This is a genomic window from Streptomyces sp. NPDC056296 (assembly GCF_042268605.1).
Classification (GTDB): domain Bacteria; phylum Actinomycetota; class Actinomycetes; order Streptomycetales; family Streptomycetaceae; genus Streptomyces.
Map to the genome: position 1 here is coordinate 1 of NZ_JBHJRX010000011.1, position 20,876 is coordinate 20,876.

The 20,876-nt window shown below is 70.4% G+C and carries 18 protein-coding genes and 1 pseudogene; 5 read left to right on the forward strand and 14 right to left on the reverse strand.

All coding sequences use genetic code 11. The features are described 5' to 3' along the window. Positions 1–131 precede the first annotated feature (131 nt). The 5 genes from ACFCZF_RS10165 to fasR all read right to left on the reverse strand — a co-directional run bounded on the left by ACFCZF_RS10165 (position 132) and on the right by fasR (position 5,153). Positions 132–1,418, reverse strand: a complete 1,287-nt coding sequence (locus tag ACFCZF_RS10165; protein WP_375919904.1) for a beta-ketoacyl-[acyl-carrier-protein] synthase family protein — start codon at positions 1,416–1,418, stop codon at positions 132–134. Between the two features lie 87 nt (positions 1,419–1,505). After that, complete coding sequence (locus ACFCZF_RS10170) at positions 1,506–1,754, reverse strand: acyl carrier protein (RefSeq protein WP_073951948.1); 249 nt, start codon at positions 1,752–1,754, stop codon at positions 1,506–1,508. A gap of 102 nt (positions 1,755–1,856) precedes the next feature. Continuing rightward, on the reverse strand, positions 1,857–2,888 hold the full coding sequence (locus tag ACFCZF_RS10175; RefSeq protein WP_376671283.1) for a ketoacyl-ACP synthase III: 1,032 nt from the start codon (positions 2,886–2,888) through the stop codon (positions 1,857–1,859). A 16-nt stretch (positions 2,889–2,904) separates the two neighbouring features. Further along, positions 2,905–3,858: an ACP S-malonyltransferase gene (locus ACFCZF_RS10180; protein WP_376671284.1), complete on the reverse strand. Its 954-nt coding sequence runs from the start codon at positions 3,856–3,858 to the stop codon at positions 2,905–2,907. An 89-nt stretch (positions 3,859–3,947) separates the two neighbouring features. Continuing rightward, entirely contained in the window at positions 3,948–5,153 is a 1,206-nt protein-coding gene (fasR, locus tag ACFCZF_RS10185) for a fatty acid biosynthesis transcriptional regulator FasR (protein WP_376671285.1), read from the reverse strand. A 62-nt stretch (positions 5,154–5,215) separates the two neighbouring features. Between fasR and ACFCZF_RS10190 the strand changes: the two genes are divergently transcribed. Next, positions 5,216–5,872, forward strand: a complete 657-nt coding sequence (locus tag ACFCZF_RS10190; RefSeq protein WP_376671412.1) for a pirin family protein — start codon at positions 5,216–5,218, stop codon at positions 5,870–5,872. A gap of 71 nt (positions 5,873–5,943) precedes the next feature. Here the strand turns inward: ACFCZF_RS10190 and ACFCZF_RS10195 are convergent, their stop codons facing one another. The 6 genes and pseudogenes from ACFCZF_RS10195 to ACFCZF_RS10220 all read right to left on the reverse strand — a co-directional run bounded on the left by ACFCZF_RS10195 (position 5,944) and on the right by ACFCZF_RS10220 (position 13,851). Then, on the reverse strand, positions 5,944–6,225 hold the full coding sequence (locus ACFCZF_RS10195; RefSeq protein WP_376671286.1) for a hypothetical protein: 282 nt from the start codon (positions 6,223–6,225) through the stop codon (positions 5,944–5,946). Between the two features lie 116 nt (positions 6,226–6,341). Next, positions 6,342–10,919: pseudogene (locus tag ACFCZF_RS10200) on the reverse strand (RICIN domain-containing protein). 353 nt (positions 10,920–11,272) lie between these two features. Next, positions 11,273–11,542, reverse strand: a complete 270-nt coding sequence (locus tag ACFCZF_RS10205) for a DUF397 domain-containing protein (protein ID WP_376671287.1) — start codon at positions 11,540–11,542, stop codon at positions 11,273–11,275. Further along, positions 11,511–12,341: a helix-turn-helix domain-containing protein gene (locus tag ACFCZF_RS10210; RefSeq protein ID WP_376671288.1), complete on the reverse strand. Its 831-nt coding sequence runs from the start codon at positions 12,339–12,341 to the stop codon at positions 11,511–11,513. Before ACFCZF_RS10210 ends, ACFCZF_RS10205 begins: the two co-directional genes overlap by 32 nt. Before the next feature lie 203 nt (positions 12,342–12,544). Further along, a complete protein-coding gene (locus ACFCZF_RS10215) occupies positions 12,545–13,366 on the reverse strand; it encodes a serine hydrolase domain-containing protein (protein ID WP_376671289.1) in 822 nt (273 codons plus the stop codon). A 17-nt stretch (positions 13,367–13,383) separates the two neighbouring features. Next, a complete protein-coding gene (locus ACFCZF_RS10220) occupies positions 13,384–13,851 on the reverse strand; it encodes a GNAT family N-acetyltransferase (protein ID WP_376671290.1) in 468 nt (155 codons plus the stop codon). Between the two features lie 147 nt (positions 13,852–13,998). Here ACFCZF_RS10220 and ACFCZF_RS10225 point away from each other — a divergent pair, with 147 nt between their 5' ends. Together ACFCZF_RS10225 and ACFCZF_RS10230 are read left to right on the forward strand one after the other, a co-directional pair. After that, positions 13,999–14,484 carry a MerR family transcriptional regulator gene (locus tag ACFCZF_RS10225; RefSeq protein ID WP_375919885.1) on the forward strand — a complete coding sequence of 162 codons (486 nt, stop codon included), beginning with the start codon at positions 13,999–14,001 and terminating at the stop codon, positions 14,482–14,484. Further along, entirely contained in the window at positions 14,481–15,497 is a 1,017-nt protein-coding gene (locus ACFCZF_RS10230) for an aldo/keto reductase (RefSeq protein WP_376671291.1), read from the forward strand. The genes ACFCZF_RS10225 and ACFCZF_RS10230 overlap by 4 nt, the downstream gene beginning before the upstream one ends. Here ACFCZF_RS10230 and ACFCZF_RS10235 read toward each other — a convergent pair whose 3' ends face one another. The 3 genes from ACFCZF_RS10235 to ACFCZF_RS10245 form a co-directional block, all read right to left on the reverse strand. Continuing rightward, entirely contained in the window at positions 15,498–16,346 is an 849-nt protein-coding gene (locus tag ACFCZF_RS10235) for a DUF4429 domain-containing protein (RefSeq protein WP_376671292.1), read from the reverse strand. Between the two features lie 65 nt (positions 16,347–16,411). Further along, positions 16,412–17,629 (reverse strand): alpha/beta hydrolase, encoded by a 1,218-nt coding sequence (locus ACFCZF_RS10240; RefSeq protein ID WP_376671293.1) that lies wholly within the window; start codon positions 17,627–17,629, stop codon positions 16,412–16,414. Between the two features lie 72 nt (positions 17,630–17,701). After that, on the reverse strand, positions 17,702–18,430 hold the full coding sequence (locus ACFCZF_RS10245; protein ID WP_376671294.1) for a TetR family transcriptional regulator: 729 nt from the start codon (positions 18,428–18,430) through the stop codon (positions 17,702–17,704). 146 nt (positions 18,431–18,576) lie between these two features. On the opposite strand from ACFCZF_RS10245, the gene ACFCZF_RS10250 reads away from it, so the two are divergent. Further along, the gene (locus tag ACFCZF_RS10250; protein ID WP_375919871.1) at positions 18,577–20,199 is read left to right on the forward strand and encodes an MFS transporter; all 1,623 of its coding nucleotides are present in this window, start codon (positions 18,577–18,579) and stop codon (positions 20,197–20,199) included. Between the two features lie 262 nt (positions 20,200–20,461). Further along, a complete protein-coding gene (locus ACFCZF_RS10255) occupies positions 20,462–20,767 on the forward strand; it encodes a small hydrophobic protein (protein WP_376671295.1) in 306 nt (101 codons plus the stop codon). Positions 20,768–20,876: the final 109 nt, after the last annotated feature.

Below are 20,876 nucleotides of genomic sequence, written 5' to 3' on the forward strand. Positions count from 1 at the left end.
GCAAAACGCTCGGCTGGGATACCCCAGCCGAGCGTCTACGTGATCTACTCACCACCTGAAACCAGGCGGTGTTGCGACGACCCCTTGAACCCAAGGCCGGTGGGGGCCCTTCACGTACGTACGGATGTGGCTCAGACCGTCCGGAACGCCAGCACCACGTTGTGGCCGCCGAAACCGAACGAGTCGTTCAGCGCGGCGATCCGGCCCTCGACGGGCAGCTTCCGGGCCTCGCCCCGGACGATGTCCGCGGCGGCCTCGGCCTGGGGGTCGAGGTTCTCGACGTTGATGGTCGGCGGCGCCACCCGGTGGTACAGGGCGAGCACCGTCGCGACGGACTCCACGCCGCCCGCGCCACCGAGGAGGTGACCGGTCATCGACTTGGTGCCGGAGACCGCCATGTGGTCGACGTCGTCGCCGAGCACCTTGCGCAGCGCCTTCAGCTCGGCGATGTCACCGGCCGGCGTCGAGGTGGCGTGCGCGTTGACGTGCACGATCTCGGCCGGGTCCAGGTCGGTGTTGTCCAGCAGGTGCTGCAGGGCGTGCGAGATGCCGCGGCCCTCCGGCTCCGGCTGCACGATGTCGTGGCTGTCGGCGGAGATGCCCTGGCCGACCGCCTCCGCGTAGACGCGGGCACCGCGTGCCGCGGCGTGCTCGGCGGACTCCAGGACGAGGACGCCGGCGCCCTCACCGAGGACGAAGCCGTCGCGACCGGTGTCGAAGGGGCGGGAGGCGCCCTGCGGGTCGTCGTTGTTCTTGGACATCGCCATCATGTTGCCGAACGCGGCGATGGGCAGCGGGTGGATCGCCGCCTCCGTGCCACCCGCGACGACGACGTCGGCGCGGCCGGTGCGGATCATCTCGATGGCGTAGCCGATGGCCTCGGCGCCCGACGCGCAGGCGGAGACCGGCGTGTGCACGCCCGCCCGGGCGCCCACGGCGAGGCCCACGTTGGCCGAGGGGCCGTTCGGCATCAGCATGGGGACGGTGTGCGGGGAGACGCGGCGGACGCCCTTCTCCTTGAGCACGTCGTACTGGTCGAGCAGGGTCGTCACGCCGCCGATGCCGGAGGCGATGACCGCGCCGAGCCGGTCGGGGTCGACGCTGCCGCCCTCGGCCGCGGCCGCCTCGCCGGCCTTGCCGGTGAAACCGGCGTCCTTCCAGGCCTCCTGCGCCGCGATCAGCGCGAACTGGGCGGAACGGTCCAGACGGCGGGCCTGGGGCCGCGGAATGACCTCGGAGGGGTCCACGGCGACCGGTGCGGCGATGCGGACCGCCTGGTCGGCGGCCCACTCCTGCTCCAGGGGCTTGACGCCGGACTTGCCGGCGACCAGGCCTTCCCAGGTAGAGGCTGCGTCGCCACCCAGCGGTGTGGTTGCGCCGATACCGGTGACGACCACGGTGCGATTGGTCGAGCTCACGGGAATTCTTTCTCCAACGGGATACGGATTCGTACGGCGCCACCGCCGGGTGGCGGGGCAGTCAGCCCAGAGGCAGTGATCGGGTGATCAGCCCTGGTGCTTGAGGATGTACTCGGTCGCGTCGCCGACCGTCTTGAGGTTCTTGACGTCCTCGTCCGGGATCTTGACGTCGAAGCGCTCTTCGGCGGCGACGACGACCTCGACCATGGACAGCGAGTCGACGTCCAGGTCGTCGGTGAAGGACTTGTCCAGCTGGACGTCCTCAACCGGGATGCCGGCGATCTCGTTCACGATCTCGGCGAGACCGGCGACGATCTCTTCCTGAGTGGCGGCCATGATGGCGCTCCTTCGTTGTTTTCAGAGGGTGTGGCGGCCCGCCGCGTCGGCGGCAGGTGTTGCTGGTCTCCGTTCCGGACCGCGTGATCCGGCACGGAGTGCCTAGGGGAGGGTAACGACCGTCGCGGCGTAGACGAGACCCGCCCCGAAGCCGATGACGAGCGCGGTGTCGCCGCTCTTGGCCTCGCCGGTCGCCAGGAGCCGCTCCATCGCGAGCGGAATCGAGGCGGCCGAGGTGTTGCCGGTGGTGCGGATGTCACGGGCGACCATGACGTGCTCCGGCAGCTTCAGCGTCTTCACCATCGAGTCGATGATCCGCACGTTGGCCTGGTGCGGGATGAAGACGTCCAGGTCGTCCGGGCTGATTCCGGCCGCGTCCAGCGCCTGCTGCGCGACCTTCGCCATCTCGAACACGGCCCAGCGGAACACCGCCTGGCCCTCCTGCGTGATCGCAGGAAACTTGACGTTGCCCTCGGAGTCGAGGGGCAGCTCGGAGACGTCGCCGATCCGGAAGCGGTCCCAGGAGACCGTCTGCTTGATCGTCTCGGACTTGTCGCCCTCCGAACCCCAGACCGTCGGGCCGATCGCCGGCTCCTGGGACGGGCCGACCACGACCGCGCCGGCGCCGTCGCCGAACAGGAAGGCCGTGGCCCGGTCCTCCAGGTCGGTCAGGTCCGAGAGCCGCTCCACGCCGATGACCAGGACGTACTCCGCCGAGCCCTCGACGATCATGCCCTTGGCGAGGGTCAGACCGTAGCCGAAGCCCGCGCAGCCCGCCGAGATGTCGAAGGCGGCGGCCTTGTCGGTGCCGAGCTTGTCGGCGATCTCGGTGGCGACGGCCGGGGTCTGGCTGAAGTGCGACACGGTCGAGACGACCACGGCGCCGATCCGCGAGGCGTCGATACCGGCGTCCGCGATGGCCTTGCCGGAGGCCTCGATCGACATCGCCGCGACGGTCTCCTCGGGCGACGCCCAGTGCCGCGTCTCGATGCCGGAGCGCGAGCGGATCCACTCGTCGGACGAGTCGATCTTCTCGAGGATCACCTCGTTCGGCACGACCCGGGTCGGGCGGTAACCGCCGACGCCGAGGATGCGCGCGTACGGGGCGCCCTTGCTGGGCTTGATCTTCGACATGCTCTCGCGCTCCTTGTCAGGCCTGCTGGCCGTGCTCGGCGACGAGCTCGCGAGCCGCGTCGAGGTCGGCGGGTGTCTTGAGGGCCAGCGTCTTCACCCCGGGCAGCGCGCGCTTGGCCAGCCCGGTCAGCGTGCCGCCCGGGCACACCTCGATCAGCGCGGTGACGCCCAGCTCCTTGAACGTCTCCATGCACCGGTCCCAGCGGACCGGATTGGCGACCTGGCCGACGAGGCGCTCCAGCACCTCGGCGCCGGTGGCGACGGCCCGCCCGTCCTTGTTGGAGACGTACGTCACCTTCGGGTCGGCCGGCGTGAGCGCCTTCGCGGCCTCGGCGAGCGCGTCCACCGCAGGCGCCATGTGACGCGTGTGGAACGCGCCGGCCACCTTCAGCGGGACGACCTTGCGCACGCCCTCGGGCTTGTCGTCGTTCAGCGCGGCCAGCTGTTCCATGGTGCCGGCCGCCACGATCTGACCGGCGCCGTTCACGTTCGCCGGGGTCAGACCGAGCTTCTCCAGGTGCGCCACGCTCACCTCGGGGTCGCCGCCGAGCAGCGCCGACATGCCGGTCTCGGTGACCGCGGCGGCCTCGGCCATGGCCAGGCCCCGACGGCGTACGAGGGTCAGCGCGGCGGTGTCGTCGAGGACGCCCGCGAACGCGGCGGCGGTGATCTCACCGACGCTGTGGCCCGCGACCGCGCCCGGCGCGAGGTCCGTCCCCGCCGCGTCAGCGGCAAATGAATACGTACCGAGTGCCGCCGCGGAGAGGATTCCGGCGGCGACCAGCAGCGGCTGGGCGACGGACGTGTCACGGATCTCGTCCGCGTCGGCCTTCGTGCCGAAGTGGGCGAGATCGAGTCCAATGGCGTCGGACCACGCGGCGACGCGGTCCGCGGCACCGGGAAGGGCGAGCCAGTCAGTCAGGAAGCCGGGCGTCTGGGCGCCCTGGCCGGGAGCGACGAGTACGAGCACTCTCACACTCTCTCTTGAGGACGGCCACGACCGCCCGTGAGGACAGGGACGAAGAACACGAGGGGGTTTTGTGGGCCCCCGACAAAAGCTTAGAGTTGCTGATCTCTATCGGCCAGACGCCCCAGGATGAGCGCGATCCGCAGTGTGAACGCAGACCGTACATCAGAGGGTGACCATCCGGTGACGTCAGTCACACGTCGGAGCCGGTAGCGCACGGTGTTCGGGTGAACGAAGAGCATCCGGGCGGCGCCCTCGAGACTGCTCGCCTGTTCGAGATAGACGCTGAGCGTCTCCAGCAGCGCGGCCCCGGCCTCCTCCAGTGGTCTGTAGATCTCCTCCACCAGCTGCACGCGGGCCGAAGGGTCGGAGGCGATCGCGCGCTCCGGCAGCAGATCGTCCGCCAGCACCGGGCGCGGCGCGTCCGGCCAGGCGGTGCACGCCTTGAGCCCGGCCGCGGCGGCCTGCGCGGACCGGGTGGCGGCCAGCAGGTCCGGCACCACCGGACCGGCCACCACGGCGCCCTGCGCGAACGGCCCGATCAGCGACTTCGCGACCGCCAGCGGGTTGTCGCTGCCACCCGCGATCACCACCAGCCGGTCCCCGAGCACCCCGGTCAGCACCTGGAGCTTGGCGTGCCGGGCCGCGCGCCGGATGGCCTCCACGGTCAGCTCGGAGTCACCGTCGGGAGCGGTGCCCAGCACCACGCACACGTGCTCGGGCGAGTTCCAGCCCAGGGCGGCGGCCCGGGAGACGGCCCCCTCGTCGGCCTCCCCGCTGAGCACGGCGTTCACGACCAGGGACTCCAGCCGCGCGTCCCAGGCACCGCGTGCCTCGGCGGCCTGCGCGTACACCTGGGCGGTCGCGAAGGCGATCTCCCGGGCGTACACGAGCAGCGCCTCGCGCAGCACCGACTCGTCGCCCGGGGCGGCGACCTCGTCGATCGCGGACTCCATGACCTCGATCGTGGTCCGCACCATCTCGACGGTCTGCCGCAGCGTGATCGCCCGGGTCAGCTCGCGCGGCGCGGTGCCGAAGACGTCGGTGGAGATGGCCTGCGGGGCGTCCGGGCGCCGGAACCACTCGGTGAAGGCCGCGATGCCCGCCTGGGCCACCAGCCCGATCCAGGAACGGTTCTCCGGTGGCATGGCCCGGTACCACGGCAGCGTCTCGTCCATCCGCGCGATGGCCTGCGCGGCGAGCGACCCGGAGGACTGCTCCAGCCGCTTCAGGGTCGCGGTGTGCGGGTGGACGGCGTGCGCCCCGGGCTCGGGCATGCTGGTTTCGGGTTCGGGCACGTGGACAAGACTGCCTTATCGGGACGGGTGAGCGTGTCGCCGGGTCTACGGTGGACGACGTGATGGACGTACGGCGCGCCGACGAGCGCTATTCCGGAGGCGACGCGGCGGCCGGCATCGAGTCGCGGCACGCCTTCTCCTTCGGACCCCACTACGACCCCGGCAACCTGCGCTTCGGGGCGCTGATCGCCTGCAACGAGGAGCGCCTCGCGCCCGGCGCCGGCTTCGACGAGCACCCGCACAGCCACACCGAGATCGTCACGTGGGTGGCCGAGGGCGAGCTGACCCACCGCGACACCGCGGGCCACGAGACGACCGTGCGGGCCGGGGACGTGCAGCGCCTCAGCTCGGCGGGCGGCGTCCGCCACGTCGAGCGCAACGAAGGCCCCGCGCCCCTGACCTTCGTCCAGATGTGGCTGGCCCCACGCGACCCCGGCGGCGACCCCGCCTACGAGATCGTCCGCGGTATCGCCGACTCCACCCCGTACGCCGTCCCCGAGGCGGGCGCGATGCTCCACGTGCGCCGCCTCACGGCGGGGGAGCGGACGGCGGTGCCGGACGGGGCGTACGTCTACGTCCACGTCGTGCGGGGTGCGGTGCGCCTGGACGGCGAGGAACTGGGCGCGGGCGACGCGGCGCGCGTCACGGACGCGGAGGGGGTGGACGCGGTGGCTGTGGTGGACGGGGAGGTGCTGGTGTGGGAGATGGCGGCGGGGTGACAGGGGGGCCCCGCTGAAGTCGGTACGGCTTCGCTTCGACGGGGCCGTGAAGACGCCGGGCGGTCTCGACCTCAGTCGTCCTGCTGCTGACGCGCCGTCAACCATGGCGAAAGGGCAGCACGGAACTCCTCGTCTGTTATATGCGTGTCTCCCCAGCCGAATCGCTCCCATGCCTGAGCGCGCTGCAATACGGGTAGAGGGATGCCGAACGCGTGACGGAAGGCGGCAACGAATGAGATGACGCCGAACGTCGCTCCCATTTTCTCTCGGGAAAGCAAGGCAAGTTCCACCGCGTCCATCCCTTCGGCGTGGGCCGCTTGCAGCTCGCCTGCAATCTTCTCCAGCTCGTTCATCCTGGACTCAGCCTCTTCTTGTGTGCTCTTGAGTGATTCTAAAGTGTGCCGGGATGGGCTCCATCCGTGTGAAGCCCATCCCGACACATGCGTGGCAGTTTGTGATCGGGTGCTCTCTACCGGAAGGCCGCGCCCACGTTCGTGTAGTGGCCTGGCATGCCCCTGAGCTCAGTTATCTCCACATTGGAGAATCCCGCTCTCTGGGACATCTTTCCGGTGAACGTCGCCAGTGCCGCCTCTTCGAGTGACGCGCCACCTCGGACGGCGGCGTTGAAGGAATCGAGATTATCGCTCAGGTCGCCGCCATTCTGCCAGTACGCCTTGACTCCCTTCACATTGTTGCCGTAGTGGGCGAGTGCAGCGTTGAACATTTCACTACCCCTCGGTGTATCTTTGCCCGCCTTGATCACGAACGAGACGAGTCCGTCCTTGTCGATGTCGGCGACGATCCCAAGTCCGCTCGGATAGACGTCGATGTAGGCGGGACAGTTGACGTTACGAGCGAGGACGGGAGTCTCTCCCGCGGGCACGTGAACGGGCTGGAGACCGCGTGTCTTTGCGGGCAAGCTGCCTTTGAAGCACAGAGTCCTCAGCTGCTGGAAGGACGCTCTGGTGATGCCTGCGACGGCGGCTTCGGGCAGACCGAGTGAACGCAAGGCCTTGTAGGCGTCAGTGAAGCGGATACCGGTCTTCGCGGCGGCGTCGACCGCCTTGACCGCGTCCGCGATGGGCCGGAGGATCTTGCCGGCGAACAGGCTCGCGACGTCCACCAGAGCCCAGGCGCAGCCGCTTCCGCTGCCACTCGCGCCGCCCGGGGCGATCTTCTGGGCGCACTTGATCCAGCTGCCGAAGAGGATGTCGACCGGGTCGACGCCCTTCTGGTACTCGGCGATCGTGATGGTGTGGGTGACCTCGGTGGACAGTTCGTCGGAGGTGTACTCACCGAGGTAGACCGTCGCGCCGGAGGGGCACATGTACTGCGAGGAGTCCAGGTCCTCCGCCGTGCAGAGGTAGAGGTCGAACGTCTGCTTGTAGCGGAGCTTCGTGGTGAGGGTGCAGTCGCCGTTGTAGAAGAGTTCGTCGATCAAGCCCTCGCAGCCGTCCGACTGCTTCACGACCTGCGGCTCGCCGATCTTTTCGATGTGGTCGACCACGTAGAACAAGTTGCCGATGGGAACACCGGCCTGGTCGACGACCGTTCCCTTGTCGATCTGTTCTGCGTTTGCCTCCTTCTCGGCCTGCTCGGCCGCCTGCTGAGCCGACTCGGCGTACTTCTGGGCGTCCTTGGCGGCCTCCTCCGCCGCCGCTGCCTCGGTTGCGGCGTGGTCGGCGGCGTCCCGGGCGTCCTTGGCGGCCTGTTCGGCCTCGGTTGCCGCGGTGCGGGCTGCCTCGGCGTCCAGGGCGGCATCGTCGGCGGAGTCGCGGGCGTCCTTCGCGTGGCCCTCGGCCCGGCCGGCCGCGCCGGCTGCCGCTGCCGCGTCTTTGGTGGCCTGGGTGTCGTAGGCGATGGTGCGGGTGAGTGACTGTGCCGCCTGGGATGCGTAGGAGGCTGCTTCCGCCGAGTACCCCAGAGCCTCCTTGGCGGAGTCGCGGGCGTCCGCCGCGTAGCCGAGGGCCTCGGCGGCCAGCGTGTAGGCGGCCTTGGCGTCACCACTTGCCGCGTTGGCCACGCTCTGTGCCTGGGCGGCCGACTCCTCCGCGTTCTGTGCGTGTGCCTCGGCGACGGCCTGCTGCTGTTCGGCGATCGTCTTCGACGACTGTCCGGTCAGTACAGCGAGTCCGGCGGCCGAGTCGGTGGTGACATACGGCGACCCGAGCTGGATGGCGTCGTTCGCGGGCGCCGCGACTTGGGCGGCCGAGTTGCCGGCGTCCACCGCCGCCTGCGCGGTGGTGTAGGCGTAGCCCGTGGACTCGTTGGCGCCGGCGAGCGCGGCGGCCGCTTCGCCCTTGGCCGCGTCCGCCTCCTTCTTGGCGTCGGCGGCGTGCTGCTCCGCGTCGTCGGCCAATTCCACCGCCGTACGGGCCGCCGTCGCGGCGGTCTTGGACGCCTTGATGGCATCGGCCGCCGCACTGGTCGCGGTCCTGACCGCGGCGTCCGCCGTCAGCTTGGCGGCCTGGGCGGCGTCGGAGTGGGCTCGGGCCCGTTTGGCCGCGGCCTCCGCCTTGGTGGCAGCCGCGTCGGCATCCGCCGCGGCCTGGGTCGCTTTGTCCGCCTCGGAGCGTGCGGCGACGGCCGCCGTCTCGGCGTCGTCGGCGGCGGCATCGGCGTCGTCGGCTGCCTTGCGGGCCTCCGTCGCATTGTCGTCGGCCTCGGAGGCCTGGGCGTACGCCTCCTTGGCGTCGGCCTTGGCGCGGGCGGCGTTCGCCTTCTGCTCGGCGTCCCAGGCGTCGTCGCGAAGGCCCTTCGCCTTGTCGCGGGCCGCCTCTGCGCCCTTGCGCTTCTCAGTGGCGGTGGTGTCGGCGGTCTCCGCCCGTTCCTTGGCGTCCTTGGCCTCGGTCGCGTGCTGCTGGGCCTTGGTCTTGTGCTGCGCGGCCTCGGCCTGCTTCTGCGCCGCGGTCTCCTTCTCCGCCTTGGCGGTGGCCTCTTCCTTCTCGGCGGCGAGTCGCTCGGCGTGGGCGGTGGCCGCGGCGGCCTTCGCGTCGGCTTCCGCGTTCTGCGTCTCGGTGAGCTTGGCCTTCGCGGTGTCGCGGGCGGCCTTGGCGTTGCTCGCCTGGACGGCGGCTGCCTCCGCCGCGGCCTTGGCCTGCTCCTTGGCCGCCTGGGCGGCGGCGGTGCGGAAGGCGGCCTGGGTACCGGCGGCCTGCGTCACTGCCCGTGCGGCGATGGTCGCGCTGTCCCCGGCGGAGGCCTTGGTGGCGGCCAACGCCGTTTCGCCGGCCTTGATCATTGCGTTCAGTGCGGCGGAGGACGCCTTGGTGACCTGGTCCTTCTGCTGGCCGATGAGCAGGGCTCGGCCTCGGGGAGAGCCCGCGCTGTCGGCGATGGCGTATGCGGTGTTCAGGGACTCGCCGGAGTCTGCTGCCGCCATGCCGGCGATCTGAGCCTGCCGCCTGATCAACCCGAGCTGCTCGGCGGCCTTGGTCCGGGCACCAGTGATGCCCTTGGTCGCCTGGGCGAACTGACCGGATGTCGGATAGTCGAGATCGTCCGTGCCGTTGTGCCCGGACGGCACGATGTCGAACTTCTGCGGGTCGGTGCCGTTGCATCGCCACAGCCACGCGTCCTGGCTGTTGGCGTAGGTGTGCAGGTCCAGACACTTGCCACTGCCCGTGTTACGCAGCTGGGTGGTGCGGTTGGGGGTGAACTCCCACCCCTGGGCGCCGTTCTGCTTGCACGTCCACTGCTGGATACGCGTGCCGTCGGCTGTCCCGTCGCGGTTTACGTCCAGGCACTTGCCGGAGTTGACGTTCACCAGTGAGTTGCCGTCGACCCGCCACTTCTGGTTGGCGCCGCCGTTGCAGGTGTACATCTGCACCACGGCGCCGTCGGCCTTCGAGTTGCCCGCGACCTCCAGGCACTTGTCGGAGGCGGCGTGGATGTGGACGATCATCGGGCTGTCACCGATCCAGCCCGCACCACCGGCTGACCAGTAGTCCTGTCAACGGGCCAGGTGGTCGGCGGTCCAGGACTGGCCCAGCATCTCCCCGAGTGCTTTCGCACCCGTCGCCAATGCCTTTGTCGCGTCCCGGTTGGCGTCGACGATCTCACCGCGCTGGACGGACTGTGCGGAGATCTCCTGCTGCCACTCCGCCGACGCCGTGGCCACCACCTTGCCGAGCACCCTGCTCGGGTCGATCGGGTTGCGCCACGCGCAGGCCGCGAACCGCGTCTTGAGGTCCTCGACAGCCAGACGGAACGGCAGACTGCCGGGCTCGGGGGCGGTACGAGGGAAGCCACCGGAGGACAGGAAGAGCCGAGCGTCGTCCGCCCCCATCTCGTAGCGACCGTCGGTCAGTTCGCCGAACGCCTGCTTCTCGGCGTACGCCTGCTGCCACTCGTCACTCGGCAGAGACGGATCGGGGTCGCCGTAGAGCGGGGCTCCGAGCTTCTTCACCGCCTGGACGGTTGCCTCGTCGGCCACCGGGGTCGGATCCTTGTAGAAGAGGCTCTCATCCTTCCAGTACTGCTCCCCGAGCCACTTCGAGTAGCCGACCTGGCCGAAGAAGTCCTCACCGGAGGGCACACCGGGCGGCCAGTAGAAGTCGGCCTCGGACGTGAAGCCGCCTGGGTACGACAGCCCGTCCAAGGGCTCCTGCCAGGCGTTGACCCGTACACCGAGCGCGCTGTTGTTCTGGTCGAAGGCGGTCTTGTCCTTCTGGAAAGCCACTGCCAGCGGAGAGTCGGTCCAGTACTCGCGATTCGCCGCGAGGCGCAACTGTTCCGGCGTCCTGTCCAGCGCGTTTCGCGCCAGGGTGTGCATCTGCGGTCCGCCGAGCCGCAGGGAGTCGGCCATCAGGCACTGGTCCTGCCGCAGTTGCTCGGCGGCATCGGCGTCGAAACCGTCGTAACTGTCGGCGACGGTACTGGAGCCGGGCAGAGGATCGTCGGAAGGGGGTTCCGGGCCGATGAGTCCGGCGAGTACGGCGCCGATCACCGTCAGGGGTACGAGGGGCAGAGACGCAACATGCAATCGCCGGGCGCCGGATCTGCCGGGCGGGCCGTCAGATGGTCTGCGGGGACGTCTGAGACGCACTGGAGCATCCTTCGTCGAGGACAGAGACGGACGAAGACGCCCCGGACGAAGAGACGGAAGGCACGACGAAACTCCCTCACCACGCCTGCGGCGGTCCACGGCCGTCCAGTGACCGCGCACCGGGAGAGAAGGCCTCCCACCCGGCACGCCGGGTTACTTTAGGCACGCGTCATGATCACGTCACAAGATCGCGAGCGGGATCCGACTGAAACGCGACTGTGGAGAAGTGGTGATGGTTACGTGTGGGTCCCGTGTTTCACCTGCGGGAATGCTGTCCCGGTCGGCGGAGTCGACCGATGGAGGTTGTCCGGAACGCGCCTCTCGGTACCGTCGGCCGACAGGCGCTGCCCGGACTACCGCAGGCCGTTGACGAACGCCTGCCAGGCGTGTGCGCCGACGGTGACGACCGGACCGGCCGGGTTCTTGCTGTCTCGCACGGGAACGGAGCGGGTGGGGCAGTTCTCGGCGACCTCGACGCATTCGCCGCCGTTGCTTCCGCTGTACGAGGAGGTGCGCCAGGCGGCACCATCGGTGACGGTGCACTCGACGCAGTCACCGCCGTTGCTTCCGCTGTAACTGGACTTGCGCCACTCAACGTTGCTCAGTGCTGTGCGGGGTCGCATAGCGTTCCTCCATCACGCGGGTGATCAGTCTCGCCGAGTCCTCGGGGGAGAGGGCTGAGGCTTGCAGCCGAGCGTAGCCGAATGAGCGTTCCTTGATCACGTGCGGACTGGCGGTCATGTGCCCACGGTCGTACCCGTCCATGTAGAAGAGGTCGGGGTCGGCGTCGAACCTCAGCAGCGTGAACGTACCCATCATGCCCGCGTGTTGGCCCGTGGCAAGCGGCAGGACCTGGATCTGGACCCAGGGGGCGGCTGCGAAGGTCAACAAGTGCGCGAGTTGCCCGCGCATGACGTCCCGCCCGCCGATCTCCCGCAGCAGGGCGGCCTCGTCCAGGATGGCCCAGAGCGCGGGTGGCTGCTCGCGATGGAGGATGCGCTGGCGTTCCATCCGGGCGGCGACCATCTCGTTGCCGCCTTCCACGCTGAGCACCGCCCGCGCGTATTCCTCCGTCTGTAACAACCCGTACACCAGTTGCGCCTGGTACGTGGAGATGTACGCCGCCTTCGCCTCCATCTCCGCGTACGGCTGGAACCACGTGGGGAGTTGGCTGCGCAGGACCAGACCGATCAGCCGGGAGAACAAGCCGTCCGTGCCCAGGGCGGCGTCCACCCGCTCGGAGAAGTCCCGCGTCGGGACCTTCTTCGTGGTCTCGATCTGGCCGACCAGTGAGCCGGTGCAGAAGATGATCTCGCCGAGCTGCCCCTGCCGGAGGCCGTGCGCCTCGCGCTGGCGGCGCAGTTCCCAGCCGTAGTAGTCGAGCGGGGACGCGGTCGGGTCGAGGGACTGGATGTTGGCCACTGCGGCACCTCACTCCGGGACTGCGGACGGCAACGCCTCACGGCGTTCGCTTCCGTGCGTAGTCGAGCGTACGCAGTGCGTCGCAGCCTTGTGGCGTGAATCACATAACCGGTCCGCAGGCGGACGTTGAGAGTCGGACGCCGCCGAGCCGGCGCCCACGGAGCTGGTCGCCAGGCGGGGCAAGGCGGTGTGCTTCGAGTGCGTCAGCCTCGTACCTCGGCGAGCACCGCGTCCGTGAAGGGCGGCCACACCTCGGCCGCCCAGGGGCCGAACGCGCGGTCGGCCAGTGCCACGCAGGCGAGCTGGGCGTCCGGGTCGATCCACAGGAACGTGCCCGACTGACCGAAGTGCCCGAAGGTGCGCGGCGAGGACGACGCGCCCGTCCAGTGCGGGGACTTGGCGTCGCGGATCTCGAAGCCCAGCCCCCAGTCGTTGGGGTTCTGGTGCCCGTAGCCCGGCAGTACGCCCTTCGTGCCCGGGTACTGCACCGTCATCGCCGCGGCGACCGTGCGCGGGTCCAGCAGCCGCGGCGCCTGCACCTCGGCGGCGAACCGCAGCAGGTCCTCGACCGTGGACACCCCGTCCTTCGCCGGGGAGCCGTCGAGGGCGGTGGCCGTCATGCCCAGCGGCTCCAGCACGGCCTGCCGCGCGTACTCGGCGAACGGGATGTCCGCCGCCTTCGCGATGTGGTCGCCGAGCTGCTCGAAACCGGCGTTGGAGTACAGCCGGCGCTCCCCGGGCGGGGCGGTCACCCGGTGCTCGTCGAAGGCCAGGCCCGAGGTGTGCGCGAGCAGGTGACGGACCGTCGACCCGGCGGGACCGGCGGGCTCGTCCAGCTCGACGGCGCCCTCCTCGTACGCGACGAGTGCCGCGTACGCCGCGAGCGGCTTGGTGACCGAGGCGAGGGGAAACCGCTGCCCGACCGGGCCGTGGGTTCCCAGGATCGTGCCGTCGGCTCGTACGACACCCGCCGCGGCGGTGGGAACCGGCCAGTTCTCGATCAACGCGAGGCTCTTCAAGGACATGCCACCGAGCCTAAGGCTCACAGGTACAGCCTCATCGACGGGGTCGTGTCGCGGGTGAAGCCGAGGGACTCGTAGAGGGGCTCCGCGTCGGGGGACGCGGTGAGCATGACGTGCCCCGCGCCCCGCTCCCGGAACCACTCCAGCAGCTCGTCCATGCAGGCGCGGGCATACCCGCGGCGCCGGGCGTCCGGATCGGTCGCGACGCTGAAGACGTACCCGAGCAGCCCGCCGGGTCTGTTCGGCCCCCCGATCCGGTACTCCAGCGTGCCCACCACCAGCGCCGCCAGCTCCTCCGGCCGCTCGGAGTGGTCGACGACGAACGCCGCGAACTCCCCGTCCGGGTCGGCCAGCCGCGCCCGCAGGGCGGGCAGGGACGCGGCCTGCCAGTCGGTGAGGGAGGCGGGGCTCACCGAATCGATCATCACCTGACGCAGACGGAGCACTTCCTCCGCGTCCTCGGCCACGGCACGGCGTACGAGACTCATGCCGGCACGCTAGTGACCGGCCGCGGCGCGTGTCCTGCGGATTTCCCGCGGTGGCCCGCCCACCTTGCCCGCGGCGGCCCGCTCACCGTCGCTTTCTTACCGTGGCCGCTTGCTTGGAGTGCACTCCAAGGCCATAGCGTGGAGCGCATGACGGTGATGCAGACCACGGCCGAGACCCTCGGGCCGAACGCCACCAGAACAGACATCTGCTCCGCCCCGCCCCGGCGCCACCCGCGCCCCGACGGGCAGGACCACTACACCATCAGCGAGGTCGTCGCCTTCACCGGACTGACGGCCCACACGCTGCGCTGGTACGAGCGGATCGGCCTGATGTCCCACATCGACCGCTCGCACACCGGGCAGCGCCGCTACAGCAACCGCGACCTGGACTGGCTCGACTTCGTCGGCAAACTGCGCCTGACCGGCATGCCGGTCGCCGACATGGTCCGGTACGCGGAGCTGGTGCGCGAGGGCGAGAGCACCTACCTCGACCGGCGGGAACTGCTGGAGTCCACGCGCCGCGACGTGCTGACGCGGATGGCCGAGCTCCAGGACACCCTCGCCGTACTCGACCGGAAGATCAGCTTCTACGGGGACGCCGGACGCACCCGTGAAGAGGAGAGGACCCGATGACCGACAGCAGGATCCCGACGGTACGGCTCGGCGACGACGGCCCGGAGGTGGGCGTCCAGGGCCTCGGCTGCATGGGCATGAGCTTCGGATACGGCCCATCGGACGCCGACGCATCCCGGACGACCCTGGAACGGGCGCTGGAGCTGGGCGTCACGCTCTACGACACGGCCGACGCGTACGCCGCCGGCGAGAACGAGCGGTTCCTGTCGCCGTTCTTCAAGGCCCACCGCGACGAGGTCGTCATCGCGACCAAGTTCGCCCTGGCGATCCCGCCGGACGAGCCGACGAAGCGGATCATCCGCAACGACCCGCCGTACATCCGCCAGGCGGTCGAGGCGAGCCTGCGCCGCCTGGACGTCGACGTGATCGACCTCTACTACATGCACCGGCGCGACGTGAACGTGCCGATCGAGGAGACCGTCGCCGTCATGGCGGACCTGGTCCGCGAGGGCAAGGTCAAGCACCTGGGCCTCAGCGAGGTGACGGGCGACGAGCTGCGGGCCGCACAAGCGGTGCATCCGATCGCCGCCGTGCAGTCGGAGTGGTCGCTGTTCAGCCGGGACATCGAGGCGGGCGTGGTGCCGGCCGCCCGCGAACTCGGCGTGGCCCTCGTCCCGTACTCGCCGCTCGGCCGCGGCTTCCTCACCGGCTCCTTCGCCAACGCCGACCAGGACCTCACGGCCGGCGACTTCCGCCGTCAGCAGCCCCGCTTCACCGGCGACAACGCGGCGGCCAACGCGGCCCTCCTCGACCCGGTCCGCACGGTCGCCGAGGCCCACGACGCCACCCTCGGCCAGGTCGCCCTCGCCTGGGCCCAGCAGCGGGCACGGGTGCACGACCTGCCGGTGATCCCGATCCCGGGCACCCGGAAGCCGGCGCGGGTGGCGGAGAACGCGGGTGCGACGCGGATCGTCCTCACCGAGCAGGAGCTGTCCCTGCTGGAGCCGATCGCGGACAAGGTGGCGGGGGACCGCTACGCGGACATGTCGTTCACGTCCGCCGGACGTGAGTAGTCACAGCTCCGCCAGCAGCTCCGCCTTCTTCGAGGAGAACTCCTCGTCCGTCACCAGCCCCGCCTGATGCAACTCCCCGAGGTGCCGAATCCGCTCGGCGATGTCCGCGGGATCCCGCCGGGGAGCGGGCACCGGAACCGGCACCGCGGGGCCGCGGTCCCGCACCGCCGCCAGCACCGCCGCCGCGAACGGCAGTGACTCGTGCACCGGCCCGTACCCGAGCCCGAACACGACCGAGGCGGGGTCCTGGTCGGCCTGCGGAGCGAGATCCGCGGCGTCCCGCGGCAGCAGCCGCAGATACCCCTCGAACACCTCCGGGGACCGCCACTCCACCCCGCCCAGGTCGGCGACCGGGAAGGTCTGGTCGCCGGCCTTCCACTTCGCCGACGACGCGCCCGTCCAGAACCACCGGAAAGTCACCGACGTCCCGTCGAAGGACGCCTTGCCGTCGTACGCCTTGAAGTGCAGCGGTGCCTCGGGCGCCGGGACCAGGTACCGCTCGGTCTTGCCGGACTCGCTCAGCAGGCCCCGCAGCTCGTCGGCGTAGTACTCCGCGAGCGTCTCCCGCTCGGCGGGCAGCACCAGCCGGTACGGGTCGCTGCCCTCCTTCAGCTGTCCGGCCGCCGCCTCCATCAGCGGATCGGCGCCCGGGCGCGGCTCGACGCGCAGCACGACGGTGCCCCGCCTGCCGGGCGTGAGCGTCACCCCGGCGATCGCCTCCAGGGGGACGCGGCGTTCCCCCAGCGCCTGGAACAGCTTGGGTGTTCGAATCCCCCGTTCGTAGCGGATGAGCACGGAGTCGGACTCGAACTCCCAGGCGGCATGAAATCCGGCCAGTACGTCACCCATGCGGCTCATCGTATGCGGCACGAGCTCCTCCGTCCCTCCCCGTGCAAACCGGAGTTTCTGCGCCTCTACGCGCGTCCGGCCGTCGCTGCTGCGGACAAACCCGCCCGGCATGTGTCGTCCTGTGCGGCGCAGGCCAGCGTGCGGTACGCGCCAACGCCGATCTGCGCGAAGTTCCGCAGGCTCTCCGTGCCCGGTACGAAGTAGCCGCCGTGCCCCTGGGCGCCCCGCGCGGACAGCACCCGCGCCCCGAACGCCGCGGACACGGGATCGGCGCCGTGCCCGAGGCCGCCGACCTCCATGTAAGGCACGTCCTGGATCCAGTCGTCGGCGTCCCGCATCGCCCACACCCGGGCCGAGGTGCGCAGGCCGGTGGCCTTCTCGACGCGCATGCCGGGGCTGCCGGCCACCGCTATGTCGGTCACCCGGCCGGGCAGCGTGTCGGCGGCGAGGCCGCACACCACCGAGCCGTAGCTGTGGCAGAACAGCGAGACGGGGGAGCGGCCGGGCAGTGCGCGCAGCAGCGCGTTCAGCCGGACGGCCCCGTGCTCGGCGCGCGTCGCCGTCGCCGCCTCCATGCCGAGGCCGCTGGGGGAGGTGTAGTCGGCCCAGGCGATCACGGCCGTACGGGTGTCCGGGCTCGCCGTGCGCTCGGCCGTGTACAGCGACTCGGCCATGCCGACGGGCGCCGAGTACTTGCGGTCGGTGCGCTGGAAGGTGAGCAGTTCCGTGTCGACGCCGGGCACGACTACGGAGACGCGCTCGGCGCGGTTCAGGTTCCCGAACACCTCGGCGACCTTGCCCGAGCCCGCCGGGTCGAAGGCGAGGATGTGGCGGCCGGGGTTCAGCAGTGAGTCGTAGCCGTGCGCCCGCCGGCCCGCCTCGCGCTGCCCGGACAGGGACAGGCGCTTGTCATGCATGCGCAGTCGCTCCACGGCCCGTGCCTTGCGGATCGCCGCGCGGTTGGCGAGGTAGCGCAGTTCGACGGGGGCGCCGTTCATGTTGCCGACGGCGAGGGAGTAGCGGCGGGCCAGGCTCGCGCGCTGCCATTGGGTGAGCGAGGCGAAGAAGCGGGTCAGCCGGGCGGGAGCCGCCTGCGCGTCGGGCAGTCGGCGTCCGTCGATCCGGCCGTGCTCCCAGGCCGTGACCGACGCTTCGAGGGCGGTGGGACCCCGCTGGTTGCGCAGGGCGGTCCAGCCGGTGGTCGCCAGCATCACGAACACCACGGCCAGGGCGAGCAGTGCGCGCCAGACGTTCAGCTGCGGGGAGGTGTCGAAGGAAGTCACTGGGAGGACACACTAGGAGAACGGGACGGTCTCGCGTGAATCCAGTGACATGGATCACGTTTCGGTCGTGTGCTACGGGGTTGGATCCGCCCGTCCGGGCTGTTCGGCGCCGCCGGAGCCGGAGCCGGAGCCGGAGCCGGAGCCGGAACCGGAACCGGGGTCGCTCCGCCAGTTCCCGGTGAGCGCGGGTTCCACCTGATCGAGGTAGGAGGCGGTCAGGTCGCGCAGCGCCGCGAGACTGGCGTCGTCCCGCGCCGACCAGATCCGTTCGGTCACCCGCATCACCGCGCCGAAGACGGCCACGACCACGCGCGGCCGCGGGTCCGCGTCCACGTCCAGTCCCTCGCGGTCGGCGACGACGCGCGCGATCTCCTCCTCCAGCTCCGTCGCGCGCCGCAGATGGGCGGCGAGCAGCGCGGGCGTCGACTCGATCACCCGGTAGAAACGCATGTGCAGTTCGAGCGGGATCAGTTGCTCGACGGCCTCGCCGATGGTGTCCCAGCTCGCCACGAGGGCGTGGCGCATCGCGTCCAGCGGCGCCTCGCCGGGCGGTCGGCCGCGTACGGCCTCGACGAAGTGCGACTCGGCGAGCCGCGACACGAAGAAGGCCGCCTCCTCCTTGCTGGCGAAGTAGCGGAAGAAGGTGCGCTGCGAGACGTCGGCCGTCTCGGCGATGTCGTCGACGGTCGTCTGCTCGTAGCCACGCTCGGTGAACAGTTCGAGGGCGGAACGCAGCAGCGTGTCCCGGGTGCGCTGCTTCTTGCGTTCGCGCAGGCCCGGTGGGGTGGCTGTGTCCGCCATGTTCAAGAGGTTCGCTCCTCGGGTCGGCGCCGGCGTGTTGCCTCGCCGTTCGTTTCCGCAGTTCAGGCTATCGGGAGATGTCGTGTCAGTTACTGACTGGTGAAATGGTTTGTCAAGTGTCAGCGGCTGTCATTAGCCTCGAATGTATGACTAGTCAGACCACCATCGACAAGACGGGGGCGGGGGGCGGGGGAGCGTCATCCGGCCCGTTGGGCCCGGCGCCGGCCAGCGGACTGCGCGGCCACCCGTGGCTCACCCTCATCACCGTCGCTGTAGGGGTCATGATGGTGGCCCTCGACGGCACCATCGTGGCCATCGCCAACCCGGCGATCCAGGTCGACCTGAAGGCCAGCTTCGCGGACGTCCAGTGGATCACCAACGCCTACTTCCTCGCCCTCGCGGTCTCCCTGATCACCGCGGGCAAGCTCGGTGACCGTTTCGGGCACCGGCAGACCTTCCTCATCGGAGTGGTCGGCTTCGCCGCCGCCTCCGGTGCCATCGGCCTGTCCGACACCATTCCGCTGGTCGTCGCCTTCCGCGTGCTCCAGGGTGTGTTCGGCGCTCTGCTGATGCCGGCCGCGCTCGGCCTGCTGCGGGCCACCTTCCCGGCCGAGAAGCTCAACATGGCCATCGGTATCTGGGGCATGGTCATCGGCGCCTCCACCGCGGGCGGCCCGATCCTCGGCGGCGTGCTGGTCGAGCACGTCAACTGGCAGTCCGTGTTCTTCATCAACGTGCCGGTGGGCATCCTCGCCGTCGTCCTCGGCGTCATGATCCTGCTGGACCACCGCGCGGAGAACGCACCGCGCTCCTTCGACGTCCTCGGCATCGCGCTGCTCTCCGCGGCGATGTTCTGCCTGGTCTGGGCGCTCATCAAGGCCCCCGAGTGGGGCTGGGGCGACGGCAAGACGTGGTTGTTCCTCGTCGTGTCCGTCGCGGGCTTCGGGCTGTTCGCCTTCTGGGAGACGAGGGTCAAGGAGCCGCTGATCCCGCTGGCGCTGTTCCGTTCCGTCCCGCTGTCGGCGGGTGTCGTCCTCATGGTCATGATGGCGATCGCCTTCATGGGCGGCCTGTTCTTCGTGACGTTCTACCTCCAGAACGTGCACGGCATGAGCCCGATCGACGCCGGCCTGCACCTGCTGCCGCTCACCGGCATGATGATCGTCGGCTCGCCGCTCGCCGGCGCGATGATCACCAAGGTCGGCCCGCGCATCCCGCTCGCGGGCGGCATGGCGTTCACCGCGCTCGCCATGTACGGCATGTCCACGCTGGAGACGGACACCGGCAGCGGCATCATGTCGCTCTGGTTCGCCCTGCTGGGCCTGGGCCTCGCGCCCGTCATGGTCGGCGCCACCGAGGTCATCGTCGGCAACGCGCCGATGGAGCTGTCCGGCGTCGCGGGCGGCCTCCAGCAGGCGGCGATGCAGATCGGCGGCAGCCTCGGTACGGCCGTGCTGGGCGCCGTGATGGCCTCCAAGGTCGACAGCGACCTGGCGGGCAACTGGGCGGACGCCGGCCTGCCGAAGCTGGCGCCGGAACAACTGGACCAGGCCTCCGAGGCGGTCCAGGTCGGCGCGGCGCCGGTGGCCGAGGGTATGCCGGAGCAGATGGCCGCGAAGGTCACGGAGGTCGCGCACGACACCTTCATCTCCGGCATGAGCCTGGCCTCGCTCGTCGCCGCCGGTGTCGCGGCCGTCGCCGTGCTGGTCGCGTTCCTCACCAAGCGTGGTGAGAACGCGGAGGCGGGCGCGGGCGTCGGCCACATCTGACGGAACGCCGGGCGCGTCCGTCCCTCTCCGTGCCGCTCCGTCCCTCTCCGGCCCTGTTCGCCAATCCGGGTGACAGGGCCGGAGAACCCTCCCCTTCGACGGACCTCGCAGGTCACAGTGGGTCAAGTCCTCCGCAGGGCACGGGGGCGAGAAGCTGCGGCGCGCTGCTGGAGGGGGGCAGCGCGCAGGCAGCGCGTTCGCGGCAGGCATAGGGCGCCGCACCGGGGTACCCGAACTCTACGAGGAGTTCAGGGAGTTGACGATGTCGAGCTTCGGACAAGGATCGCGCGGGCACCCCCGCTCACGTGGCCGGACGTGGTCACGGACCGGGCCGGATCGCGCGACGCTCGCGGTCGTCGGAGTCATCTGCGCGGTCGCCGGGTTCTTCGTGCTGGGGATCGTCCTCGGCCCCGTCGCCATAGTCTGCGGCTGGCTCGCCATGGGCCGAAGCTGGGCGGGTTCCCGCCCGGTACCGGCCGTGGTCGCCCTGGTCCTGGGCATCATCGACACGGTCCTGGCGGTGCTCCGGCTCATCGGAGCGGCAACCCCGGGCTACGGCATGTTCTGACGAGCCCGGCCTGACCCGCCTGCCCGCCCCTCGGCGACACGGGGGGCGGCACGCGTGGGCGCCGCGGCACCCCCGTGGCGCCGGGCCGCACCGCGCGCCCCCGCCCCGG